Genomic DNA, 13,053 nt, shown 5'->3' on the forward strand with positions numbered 1-13,053 from the left:
TTCAGAAGCTGGAAAACGAACTGCAGCTTAAGGGATTTTTCACACCATTTTGCTGTAAGCAGTCTTCAAGAAGCGGAAATCTTTTATTGGGAAAGGCGATAACCGTTTTGATCCGCGTGGATCTGTGACGCGGGCGGAAATTGCCAAGATGCTGTATGGCATATTGAACAAATAAACAGGTATATTTTTAGTGGACCCTCATCTCGTAGAAAAAAACCGATTTGAAAAAAGATCTGAGAGCCCAAGTTTTGTTGTGGAAATTAGGCATTTCCATTCCCTTTCAAAAAAAGAGGGCACAGAAAAATTAATGTTCTAACTATAACTATAACTATAACTATAACTATAACTATAACGATGATGATGAAGATAATGATGATGAACTTTGCTATGTTGGATAAATCCATTAACTTTAACGGATTTGCCTATATTTAAGCGTCTATAGTGTATATTTCCAACATACGAGGATGAAAAACACCAATAATCCTCAATTCGCGAATCCTATCTTGTATTTGTCCAACATAGATGAGTAACAAAGTCATTCGAACGTCCTATCCTGTATTCATCCAATATAGATGAATAACAAGGCTCATCTATATTGGATGAAAAAAACCGAGGAAGGGCTCGCTTGTTTAGGTTGAAGATACTTTTTCAGTACCCTGCCAAATAACGGGGGTTCCTCGACAGTCTTAAGTCAGGAAGGGGAGACCCTTCCCGACTTTCATTTAATCCAGCTTCGCGATGAACCGACGCAAAAGATCGCGGATAACAAGCAGATGCACGAGCAGCCCGATGAACGCATAGATGAAGCTCGCCGACGCACCTTGTTCGAGTCCGACAAGCAATGTTTTGGATACCCAATACGAAGGGAGAATCCCTACGAACAGCTGCCAAGGCATGGGGAGGAAGTAGATAAGGACAGGAGCGAAGACGATCAATCCGGCTGCTTTGGACAGGGCTAATCCTTCCACTTTATTCGCGGCAAAGCCCACGAGGAACAGGGTGAGGAGCGGCGCTTCCAGAGCCGTCACGGGCAAGAGTATTGCGATCTGCGTGATGTGAATAGGAGCAAGCCCTCCGTATGCGAGCAGGAAGAAGGTAAACAGGATCGACATCAATAACGGCACCGCCAAGCGATACAGGAAATAACCCTGCTTGGTTAATGGCGTAACGGCGTAATAACTAATGACATTCTCATCCCGTTCATCGAGCATGACGAAGCCGGACATCATCCCGAGCATTAATGGAATCAGGAGAATCATGAAACTCAAGAAGCTGTCGTAATAGACGGTCAAGTCTAGCTGGAGGTGCACACGGGCAAGTTCAGCGGCATATGGCGTGACAAAACGTACAAAAAAGAACAGAATAACTGGCGCAAGTAAGGTCAACATCAGCATCGGGTCACGCGTAATCTGACGCCAATCCCCACGAATCAAATGAAGAACACGGTTCATTGAGGATCTCCTCCACCCATTTGAAGTGTAATAAATTTGCGAAAAGAAAACCGCGTCCACATCCAAGCGATCCCGATCCAAGCCGTTAACGTTCCGATGGCATAAATCATTTGACCCGTCCCGAGCGGATTGAAGGGGGATTGAATCATCATGAGCGAGGCCTTGGCTGGAATGAAGTAGAACAGGGGTGTCGTCCACACGCCAATGACGTCGACAAGCGGGAGGACGAACACAAAGGTATATACGGTCGACATCAAGAAAAATCCGTTTAAGGTTTGACAGCGGACGGCCAGCCCAAGACCGAGCAGTGTGAAGAAGATAGATGTCATGGTCACACCGAGCAAGAATAGAAATAGATTCGGATGCAGGCCGAAGGCGCTCAGATGAATGATGCAGCTGGTAACGACGGACAACAGCGTAAGGGACAACGTCTTCGAGATGATATATTCCTCGGGCTTGTAGGGAGTCACGAATAGATTGTCATAGATGTTCTGTCCTTTCTCCAGGAGGACGAGACCCCCGATAAAGAAAAATCCGAGCACGCTAGGATCGGAGAACGTAATGACAGTCCCTACGGTTTCGCGAATGTCGAGCGGTAAGGAACGAAGCAACACAATATAGGCAGCGGCAATCAGCACGTATGCATAATAGAATCCGTGGCGGATTTGGAGCTTCATATCATACATCATCGCGGAACGAAGTCTCATCCTAATTTCCTCCCTGTAACTTCGATGAATATCTCCTCCAGGGAGGCTTCCTGCGAATGCATCGTCTCAATCGGTTTGTTCTTGAGCAGTTGGAGGAATGCAGGATTGGCACCGATCTGCTGCAGATCGAAGTCGGCATGGTGGACATGTTCATTTTCGGTATATTCAATACGTACGCGTTTGCTGCCGCGCTGCACTTTGAGCTCACGCGGTGAATTGATCAAGTTAATCTCACCGTCTACGATGAATGCGACGCGGTTACAGATCTCATCTGCTGCATGCATGTTGTGCGTGGTGATGAGGATCGTCGTTCCTTTGGCTTGTTGCGCCAGGATGAGGTCTTTCATCACTTTCGCATTAACGGGATCCAGCCCGGATGTCGGTTCATCCAGAAATAAGATGCTCGGATGATTCAACAACGCCCTACAGAAGTTGAGCCGCATCTTCATCCCTTTGGAGAAATCCGCTACTTTCGTGCTCGCGTATTGCTCTAAGCCCACCATGGCGAGCAGGTGAAGGGGATCTTCGGTTTTGCCATGATACAGCGAACGGAAGAGGGAGAGATTTTCAAGTGCGGTGAATCGATGATAGAAGTTAGGGAACTCGAAAGCGACGCCGATATGCTCGAAATAATCGGACTTCACATCCCGCAGCTCTCGATCCATGACACGGACTGTCCCTTCATAGCGCTTCAAGATGCCGATGAGAATTTTTTGGGTTGTACTCTTTCCGGCGCCTGATGGCCCGAGGAATCCGAAGATTTCACCTTTGGGTATTGCAAAATTAAGTCCTTTTAACGTCGGCTCCTTGCTCCCTGGATAAGTAAAACGCAGCTGGCTTACTTCAATCATAGTCGGCATCTCCTTTTTCATCATCACTCCATCATCACTCCAACATCAACCCATTGGCAATGAGTTCTACCAAAAGATCCATCGTATCGCCGTAACGTTCTTCACCGATTTGTTGTTTCTGCAAGGAGAGGAGTACGAGCGAGCGAATCAAGCTCACGATGGTATCCGGATCCCGTTGAATCATTTGTCCCTGTTCCTGCGCTTGCAAGATAAATGGCACGATAAAATGGGCATCCTCCTGAAAATTCGCAAGCATCTTTTCCTCTGGGAGCTTGCGCATGACCATTTCCAATTGTTCCGAATCGTACAGCTGTTGAATGAGCGGGTTATCAGCCATAATGTCTAACGAATGACGGAGGAACTGCCGGAAAGACTCCCGAGTCATCGTCCCCGAGGAGAAATGCTGCTCGACGAGTTGGTGTCGAATGCGTTCTTCTTCCTGTTCCAGAATTTCAAAATACAACTCTTCCTTCGAACGGTAGAACATATAGAAGGAGCCTTGGGCAATTCCGGCTGCCTTCGTTAAGTCAGAGATACTTGTCTTCTTCAGTCCTAATGTTGCAAACATCTGCTTTCCCTGGGATAAGAGCTTGCTGTGGATCATTTCCTTCTCACGATCTTCAAATTTTCGAACCATATCGTTTCACTCCACTTCGATGAACATATGAATAATTTTATTTTTAATTCATAAAAACAATATATTCCAGACGATGCCAATTTGTCAATCGCAACAAGCGAACTTCCAAATCCGGCAATACTTATCACGCCACGCCCCATCTAAGAGTGCTATAATAGGTTGAATGTCAAATTTGACGATATGCCTTGGCAGAATACCCGAAGAAGAGATGATGTAGTGAGTACAATAGGGCCGAGTATCAAACAAAAATCCGTCTTTCTGATGAACAAATATTTCACAGGGGACTCGATTGATTACAAACAAATTATTGCAATAATTATTCCTATTTTTGTAGACCAAGCGTTTATTATCTTAATGAGTTTGCTGAATACAGCGATGATCAGCTCCTCCGGGGTAGCTGCTGTCAGTGCGGTGAGCATGGTCGATTCGCTTAATATTTTCTTAATCAACGTGTTTGTCGCGGTGGCGACGGGTGGTACGGTCATCGTGGCGCAGTATAAAGGTAAAGGTAATCATGAGATGGTGTCCGAAGCTGCTTCGCAAGCGATATCCGCCGTGGCTATATTGTCTGTCGTGATTAGTGGAATCATCATCATCTTTCATACACCAACGTTAAACTTGCTATTCGGGCAAGCTGAAGCTGGGGTTTTCCAGAATGCAAGGATCTTTCTGATCGGAAGTTGTATTTCGTATCCGTTCATTGCCATATTTCAAGCGGTAACGGGCGCGTTAAGAGGTGTTGCCGAGACCAAAGCTTGCTTGGGTCTATCGTTAATTATGAATCTAACCTACTTAGGGTTAAATGTATTGTTGATCACGGTGTTTGATATGGGCGTGATGGGGCTAGTCATCTCGATGATTATAGCCAGAGTGTTGGGTATGGCCGTTTCGTTAATCTATTTAGTGAAATATAATCAGACATTACGCTTCCAAATAAGCAATGCGTTAAAGCTTCACTGGTCGATGTTGAAAAAAATTATGCTCATCGGCATTCCGTTTGCTGCGGAACAGATGTTTTTCAATGGGGGTAAACTGCTAACGCAGACGTTTATTGTTCAATTGGGAACGCTCGCGATAACGGTGAATGCGATTGCCGGCTCGATCTCGCTGTTATTTCAAATCGGAGGGAATGCGTTGAGCATTACGGTTGTAACGGTGGTTGGTCAGTGTATCGGACGTAGGAGCATTGCAGATGCAAGAAAGTTCATCAAATCGTTTATCGGACTTTCCTCCCTATTCTTCGTGGTCGCGGCAGCGATCCTATTGCCGTTATTCCCGATGATCGTGAAGCTGTTCTCACCGCCGGAAGAAATCATTCCAACCATTTTTGGGCTCACGGTTCTCATAGCGATTATCCAGCCTTTTTTGTGGTCCATCAGCTTCATCATGCCCTCCGCATTACGGGCGGCAGGCGATTCGAACTTTACGTCGATCTCTTCCTTGCTGTCGATGTGGTTGTTCCGCGTGATTCTGGGCTATCTTCTAGGGATTACGTTCCATTTCGGAATCATGGGGGTATGGATTGCGATGGTGATCGAATGGGGGATTCGCGGTACAATCTTTGTCTGGCGGTTTCGAGGCGAGAAATGGTATAGCCGCAAGCTGATATAACGTAGTACTTCGAATACCACGTCTTGTAGTCGTGGAAAATATCCTTTCATGAAGCTAGCATCGGTGTAACCGATGCTAGCTTTTTTTTAACGGATAAGAATTTATAGGTAGAAAGAGCACATTCGGCCAAATGTTATCAAAGAGGTACAAAAATTTCGTGGCTGTGATGATCTGCTTTTTTTGATTTTGAGACAATCGAGAACTTGACAGGCGAACGAGAACTGGGCAAAGGCAATCGGGCTAGGATATAATACTGCACAGTATATTATCCTTGAATAGGTAGAGGGGAGCGATCGGCTTATGTTCAAACCTACGTACTTGCGTATCTTTGCGTGGAGCGGCATCTTTATCATCCTCGTGATCATTCCATTTTCATACTTTCTGATTCAGCGATTCGCAGGTTATGCCACCTCTCAGATTGGTTTGATCAACCATGACCGCATTGAAGAAACACTGGATCGTACCGAATTCATCCTCGCCAAGCTGAAATGGTACAGCTTGAATATGTATGAAGATCAGACCATTAAGAACTGGATGTATTCCGAAAAGGATGATCCATTGCTGGATGCAGCTGCCCTTCAAACGTTGTCCAAATACTTATCCAAGGAATCCTTTTTTGAAGGCGCTTACTTGTTTAATATGCGCAGGGAGAAAGTGATCGATTTCGATGTGGGTCTGCTTCCATTTGAAGAATTTAAGGATAAGATCATGTTGGAACGGGTGAAGCGGCAGGATCCGGCCTTATTGCGGTATTCTTACCATGAAACAGGAAGTAAATCGTATCTGACATTGCTGCTTCCGCCTTCCTACGTGAAGAAAGAGCAATATGGTTATTTGGTTGTTCTATTAAATAAACATGTCATGCAGCAGTACCTCATCTCCGGAGGAGGCGGCACGGATCATCAAGTGACACTGATGGATCAGTCGGGACAGGTTATTTTAGGGAAGATGGATGAAGAAATGATGAAGAATGTCATGCATTCGAGAACAGCGGCCAGTCAAGGCGCCTTCGAGATGAAGGTGGACGGGGAACAGACTTACGTAAATTATGCCGATTTAGATTCCCAGGATTGGACCCTCTATTCGCTGTCTGGCATGGAGCAGTTCCGTAAGCAGGCGACGGCTTTTCAACAGGCGATACTGCTATCTTCGATTCTGCTGCTCTTCCTGCTGCTGCTGGCCGCATTCTGGAACTCGCATCTTTCCTTCAAGCCGTTCCGGAGGCTCGCGAACCAACTCCATGGCAAGCTGCGTATCCGCGCCGCAAGCGATTATGATGCGATTCAGCAAAGCGTCTTGCTGTTACGTGATCACTACACCCTGATTAAGACAGAATATTTAAGGCAATGGATACTGCAGGGCAGGTTGAGCGAACAGGCAAGGCAGGCTCTGGCTCGCGAATCCAAGATCCTCGAGCATACATGGATCAGGCTGGCTGTCGTCAAAATCGATGCTTACTACGAGATCTCGGAACAATACGATTTCGCCTCTCGGCGACTGCTGAAATACGCCGTTGGCAACATTGCGGAAGAGATGCTTAGCTGTAAGGACCGTTCGATCGAAGTCGTGGATTTCGGAGGGGACCACCTGCTTCTCCTGATTGGTGTCGCCGATCAAGCCGATGACGTGCTGGAGGAACTGCAAGAGATGCGCCGCCAAGTCATGCAATATGTTCGCATTAACATCATCGTCGCTTGCAGTACGACAAGGCATGTTCGTGATGATCTGCGTTTGATTTACGATGACTTATGCGAATGGACGTTGTTCAAATTCGTGAGCGGCGACGACAAAATCTATACCGAGCAAGAATATGAGCGATACGCAGACTTACAGGTTCAACCGGATGACACCCTGCTGGATCTTCTCATTCAGTCCATACGGAGCGGGAAGGAAGAGCAATCCCTTGACCTACTTGCGCAATTGTTTGCCCGGCTGCAGACGATGAAATTCGCCGAATGCCAATTCCAGCTTCGCTTGCTATTTTTCTCCTTCGTCAAAGCGTTTAGCAAACGGACGACCCTGAACAGTATGGAAGGCATTGAAAACTCACTCAAGAAATTCACGAAGCTCGAAGATATACACCGGTGGATGAAGGATGAAATTGTACGAATGATCTCCCTGCTCGGCGACCAGAAAAGGATCAATCGCAAGGTGAAGAACGTCGAGGAAGTGATCGAATATATTCAGTGTCATATTCATGATCCGAGGCTGTCCGTGGATGACATTGCCGATCACATTGCCTTGTCTGCCAAATATGTGCGCCAGTTGTTTCTAGACCAGTATGGCATGTCCTTATCCAATTACATTCTGAATATGCGGATTGAGAAGGTGAAGGAATTGCTTCAACATTCGGATACGAGCGTTGCTGAAATTTCGCAGCAGGCGGGTTTTCTGACGAAGAGTCATTTCTTTACGGCTTTCAAAAAAGCAACCGGTATGACGCCGGCGCAATATCGATATCAGCAGCTAGGCGTCGACGAGGCGAGCGGTTAAAGCGGCGATGGCAGAGAGCACAGAACCTAACTAGGCTAATGATGACCTATGCAGCAGCCGTTTGAGAACTTCATTCGGACATTGCGAACTATCCGTGGCTGCTTTGCGGCTGTTACGATAACTCCGACAGACGATTGATCACATGGACATAGGGGGGGAGGGTAGCCATTGCGGAGGAATAAAGGAGGGGTCAACGGTTTTATCCACGAAATCGTGAAGAATCGGTATTTGTATGTGCTGGCACTCCCAGGCATCCTATTCCTGCTCATCTTTGCTTATACGCCAATGGTCGGGCATTTGCTGGCGTTTCAGAACTACCGTCTTTCTGACGGGTTGTTCGGCAGCGAATGGGTAGGATTTCGAAATTTCGAGTTTTTCTTCGGGAGTAAAGACTGGCTGCGCGTGACGTGGAATACCGTATTCTTGAACGGGCTGTTTCTAGTGTTCGGTCTCGGATCGGCCGTTGTGCTCGCCGTGCTGCTCAATGAAGTCACGGGCAAGTGGTTCAAGAAAACGGCGCAGTCTTTTGTATTCCTGCCGTATTTCATTTCTTGGCTGGTCGTCAGCATGATGGTGCAGACGATGTTCAGCTCAACAGAGGGCATGATGAATCAGGCATTCACTTCCCTTGGATTCGAAGGGGTGGATTGGTATCTGACGCCGAGTGTATGGCCTTCGATTCTGACGTTCGTGTACGTCTGGAAAGTCGCCGGCTACAACTCGATCATCTTTCTGGCTTCGATCACGGGCATTTCTTCGGAGTATTATGAGAGTGCCAAATTGGAAGGCGCCAGCCGCTTTCAGCAAATTATCTACATTACGCTTCCATTATTGCGTCCAATTATTATCATCATGACGCTCCTTGGCATCGGCCGGATCTTCTATGGCGACTTCGGCATGATTTACGCGATTATCGGGGATGTCGGGGTATTGTTCCCAACGACGGATGTTATTGATACGTACGCGTATCGCGCGCTTCGGCAGATGGGCAACTTCAGCATGTCCTCCGCCATCATTCTCTATCAGTCCTTTATGGGGCTTATCGTGGTTATTTTCTTCAACTGGCTTGCACGCAAAGTTGATCCAAATTCTAGATTGTTCTAAGGTGTGATAGTCATGAGAGAACGATTGTTCCTTGGTTTTGTGTACGTGTTTTTGATCATTTTTGCACTGATTTGTTTTATCCCATTTTGGATTGTATTGATTAACTCCTTTGCGAATGAAACGCTGATTCAAACCTCTGGGTATCAGTTGTTTCCGACTTCCTTCAGCTTGGATGCCTACACCATGCTTTTGTCCGGAAACCAAGTGTTCCGCAGCTATGGCGTCACGTTGTTCGTCACGGTGACAGGCACGGTGCTTGGCGTGCTTCTTACGGCATCCTTTGCCTATGTCCTCAGCCATCCGAAAGTGAAGTATCGGCATGTTCTTTCCTTCTTAACCTTCTTTACGATGCTGTTCGGGGCAGGGCTGGTTGGGTTCTACATCCTCATCGCAAACTGGCTCGGGCTCAAGGACTCCTTATGGGCGCTTGTCCTCCCGTACCTGCTGAATCCTTTCTACGCGTTCATCCTTGTATCCTATTATCGCTCCTTGCCTTATGAATTGAATGAAGCAGCGACCGTGGACGGGGCGAATGACATCCGTATTTTCATTCGTGTCATCTGGCCGATATCGCTACCGGTGATTGCTACGGTTGCACTGTTCTATGCGCTGCAATATTGGAATGATTGGTACTTATCGCTGCTGTTTATCGATAATTACAAGCTTCATCCGCTGCAAATGATGATCAGGCAGCTGATGTCCAACTTGAATGCCATGTCTTATGTGGGCGGCAGCCAGACGGACTACAATATTGTCGTTCCCACTTACGGCATGCAGCTAGCTATTGTATGCATTACGATCGGGCCGATTGTATTCGTGTACCCGTTCGTACAGAAGTATTTTATTAAAGGCATGACGCTAGGATCGGTTAAGGGTTAATCCAGAACAATTATAGGAGGAGCAAAAGAATGAGAATTAAACGATGGTGGAATCTATCGCTTGTGCTGCTATTATCCATATCTTTGATCGTAGGCTGCTCGAAAGGGGCGAATGAACCATCCGGCACAGATAGCGCCACAGGAAATGAAGCGGCAGGCACGAAATTGGAACCGGTTACCCTGAAAATTATGATTCCGGGGGATCGTCCGCCCGATATGGATTTAGTCATCGCGGAAGCGGAGCGGCGAATGAAGGACACGATCAATGTCAAATTGGACATCGTGTTCGTGCCATGGGCCGACTTGGGCCAGAAGACGCAAGTAACGCTTGCTTCTGGAGAAAATATCGATCTGATCTTCGACGCGCCGTGGCTTCACATTAATCAAATGATTGCTGACGGCTTCTACGAGCCGTTGGACGACTTGCTTGCGAAGTACGGCAAGAATGTGCTGGAGAAGCGCCCGCAGCAAATGTGGGATGCGAACAAATATAACGGTAAAATTATGGCGGTGCCGCTCGGACTCGTCTATGGGACGGGCAATTCCTATGTTGTGCGCAAAGACCTCCGTGAGAAACTAGGCATTCCGCCAATCAAGACCCAGAAGGAACTCATCGATTTTGCTTATAAGGTGAAAGAACAAGTACCAGGCATTGCTCCGTTCATGGCAGCGGGGACTTCCGGGCAGCAGACGTATTCCATTGTGGGTCTGCGCAGCCAATTTGATTACGATACCCATGTCCGATTTACACATGCGCTTGGAAGCAGTCTGATGCTGTACTATAAAAATAACGATGGTAAGGTATACAACCTGCTTGAGGACTCGGAGCCGGTGATGACGTGGTTGAAGGAAGCTAGACAGATGTATCTAGACGGGCTTGTTTATAAAGATATTTTAACGGCGAAGGATTTCATCCAGCCTTTCTTAAGCGGTAAAGCGGCCATCGTCACCAAGGGATCGTTCGGTACAGGACTCTCCTTCGATCAGCAGTTCAAGAGCAATGTGCCTGGCGGCGATCTGGAGACCGTTACGTTCTTCGATGGAACGAAAGGGGCGAACATGTCGAACTTCAAGCAGTGGAATTTCCTTGCGGTGCCGAAGGTTAGCAAAAATAAGGAACGGGCCGTGATGTTCATGGACTGGGCCAATGAGAAGGAGAACTACGACCTGCTGTCCTACGGCATCCAAGGGAAGCATTGGGAACCGGTTGGCGACATGGAATATAAATTGCTGGATACGAAGGGGTATTGGGGATTTGGCTATGTATGGGTGTGGAATCCCATCGATGAGCGCTCGGATGCCGAACGTGACAAGAAATACGATGAATTTGAAGCTGTGCTGCGCGATGCGGACAATTTCACGAGGGATGTTCTGACCGGGTTTGATTTTGATTCGGCAGCTGTACAGAATGATCTTAGCCAATACAATACGGTCGAGGCGAAGTATTATCCTGCCCTGTTCAACGGTGTTCTTGATCCGGAGGAGACGCTGAAGAAGTTCGAGGCGGAGGCCGGGCCTTCCCTGAAGCGGATCCAAGCGGAGTTGCAGAAGCAAATCGATGCTTTTTTGGCTAAGAAGTAGGTGAAGGTGGATATAGCATGGAAACCCACGTTATTTAAAACGCTGGGTTTCTTTTTTTGTTTTCGCAGATGGATAGATGTGATTGAAATCACCAATTAGAAGATTCCTCTTATGGTACATTCTTAAAAATGATTGTCCGCATCCAGAGGGTGTGCAATCATCATGGATTTATCAATATTTGGAATACTATATCCATACTATTGCACGCCCATCACCTAGGAGGAATAAACTTGAATCAGCTTTTCCGCAAAAAGTCACTGAGCCACATGCTTGCTCAAAGTGAGAAAAAAGAATTAGCACGAACGATGTCCTTGATGGATCTTATCTTTCTTGGCGTAGGATGTGTCATCGGGACAGGTATTTTCGTGGTGACGGGTGTCGTAGCGGCGGAATCGACAGGACCCGCGATTATGTTGTCTTTTGTGATCGCAGGAATTGCCTGTGCGCTTGCTGCATTCTGTTATGCCGAGTTCTCATCGGCCGTACCTGTCTCAGGTAGTGTGTACACCTACACGTATGCAACATTGGGGGAATTGTTCGCTTTCCTGATCGGATGGGATCTCATGCTCGAATATGTCCTCGCAGTATCCGCCGTTTCAACAGGTTGGTCCGCCTATTTCCAATCCTTGCTCGCAGGGTTCCATATCCAGATCCCAGCAATCATATCTTCGGCTCCTAGTGTAGGTAAAGGGGGAATCGTTGATTTGCCGGCCGTTCTGATTATTTTGGCGATTACGGCCCTTGTGAGTAAAGGGGTAAAAGAAAGCATCAAGTTTAATAATGTGATGGTGTTCGTGAAGCTAACGGTCATCGTGCTGTTTATCGTTGTTGGGATTTGGTACGTGAAACCGGATAACTGGGTGCCTTTCGTACCTTTTGGATTTAACGGGATCATAACGGGGGCGGCAACCGTATTCTTTGCTTATATCGGGTTCGACGTGATCGCTACGGCATCTGAAGAAGTGAAGAATCCGAAGAAAACGATGCCTATCGGAATCATTGCTTCCTTGCTCATTTGCACCATTTTATATATGACGGTATCCGGTGTCTTAACAGGCATGATTTCGTACACCAAGCTAAATGTGGGTGCGCCTGTCGCATTAGCACTTGAATCCGTCGGTCAAAATTCGCTCGCGGGTATCATTTCGATTGGGGCGGTATTCGGCATTACGACCGTTATTCTTGCCTTAATCTATGCTCAAGTTCGGCTATCCTTCGCGATGAGTCGTGACGGGTTGTTACCGAAGAAATTTTCCAAAGTTCATACGAAGACACAGACGCCATTCGTCAACACGTGGTTAACCGGGTTTGTGGCCGCAGGCATTGCAGGTTTCGTCAATCTAACGACGCTTGCCCATTTAGTGAATATGGGGACGCTCGCTGCCTTTACGTTAATATCCATCGCAATCATAGTGTTACGTAAGAAATTTCCGGAACTAAAGGCTTCCTTCCGGGTTCCTTTCGTACCTGTGCTGCCGGCCATCAGTGCGTTGTTTTGTCTCTACCTTGCGGTAAGTTTACCGTTGATCACGTGGGTTGCCTTTGTCATATGGATTGGGATTGGTACGGTCGTGTACTTTATGTATTCACGTAAGCATAGTAAATTGAATGATTGAGGCGTTGGAAGGACAGGGGAAGAGGCAGGTATTGCTTCTTCCTTTTTTTTGCTGCTTATCGATAAAATCCCCCTAAAGATAACGTGTACATTCTTTCATCGTACATGTCTTCCAAGGAGGATTG

The 13,053-nt window shown here is 47.0% G+C and carries 10 protein-coding genes; 6 read left to right on the plus strand and 4 right to left on the minus strand.

The window, feature by feature from the left end; translation table 11 throughout:
- Positions 1–722 precede the first annotated feature (722 nt).
- Genes BVG16_RS24170 through BVG16_RS24185 form a run of 4 tightly spaced genes read right to left on the minus strand, consistent with a single transcriptional unit; the run spans position 723 to position 3,646 of the window.
- Positions 723–1,451, minus strand: coding sequence for a hypothetical protein (locus BVG16_RS24170; RefSeq protein WP_078501769.1), 729 nt, complete (start codon positions 1,449–1,451; stop codon positions 723–725).
- Positions 1,448–2,158 (minus strand): fluoroquinolone export ABC transporter permease subunit, encoded by a 711-nt coding sequence (locus BVG16_RS24175; RefSeq protein ID WP_078501770.1) that lies wholly within the window; start codon positions 2,156–2,158, stop codon positions 1,448–1,450. Before BVG16_RS24175 ends, BVG16_RS24170 begins: the two co-directional genes overlap by 4 nt.
- Entirely contained in the window at positions 2,155–3,009 is an 855-nt protein-coding gene (locus tag BVG16_RS24180) for an ABC transporter ATP-binding protein (RefSeq protein WP_078501771.1), read from the minus strand. Before BVG16_RS24180 ends, BVG16_RS24175 begins: the two co-directional genes overlap by 4 nt.
- A 34-nt stretch (positions 3,010–3,043) precedes the next feature.
- Positions 3,044–3,646 carry a TetR/AcrR family transcriptional regulator gene (locus BVG16_RS24185; RefSeq protein ID WP_078501772.1) on the minus strand — a complete coding sequence of 201 codons (603 nt, stop codon included), beginning with the start codon at positions 3,644–3,646 and terminating at the stop codon, positions 3,044–3,046.
- Positions 3,647–3,907: 261 nt separating this feature from the next.
- Between BVG16_RS24185 and BVG16_RS24190 the strand changes: the two genes are divergently transcribed.
- From BVG16_RS24190 to BVG16_RS24215, 6 genes are all read left to right on the plus strand, one after another.
- On the plus strand, positions 3,908–5,257 hold the full coding sequence (locus BVG16_RS24190) for an MATE family efflux transporter (RefSeq protein WP_408635380.1): 1,350 nt from the start codon (positions 3,908–3,910) through the stop codon (positions 5,255–5,257).
- Positions 5,258–5,557: 300 nt separating this feature from the next.
- Entirely contained in the window at positions 5,558–7,750 is a 2,193-nt protein-coding gene (locus BVG16_RS24195; protein ID WP_078501773.1) for a helix-turn-helix domain-containing protein, read from the plus strand.
- 168 nt (positions 7,751–7,918) lie between these two features.
- Entirely contained in the window at positions 7,919–8,854 is a 936-nt protein-coding gene (locus tag BVG16_RS24200) for an ABC transporter permease (RefSeq protein ID WP_078501774.1), read from the plus strand.
- A 12-nt stretch (positions 8,855–8,866) separates the two neighbouring features.
- Positions 8,867–9,733: a carbohydrate ABC transporter permease gene (locus tag BVG16_RS24205; protein WP_078501775.1), complete on the plus strand. Its 867-nt coding sequence runs from the start codon at positions 8,867–8,869 to the stop codon at positions 9,731–9,733.
- Positions 9,734–9,762: 29 nt separating this feature from the next.
- Entirely contained in the window at positions 9,763–11,313 is a 1,551-nt protein-coding gene (locus BVG16_RS24210; protein WP_078501776.1) for an extracellular solute-binding protein, read from the plus strand.
- 230 nt (positions 11,314–11,543) lie between these two features.
- Complete coding sequence (locus tag BVG16_RS24215; RefSeq protein ID WP_078501777.1) at positions 11,544–12,929, plus strand: amino acid permease; 1,386 nt, start codon at positions 11,544–11,546, stop codon at positions 12,927–12,929.
- Positions 12,930–13,053: the final 124 nt, after the last annotated feature.

The organism is Paenibacillus selenitireducens (genome assembly GCF_002021565.1).
In the GTDB taxonomy this organism is placed as follows: Bacteria; Bacillota; Bacilli; order Paenibacillales; family Paenibacillaceae; genus Paenibacillus_K; species Paenibacillus_K selenitireducens.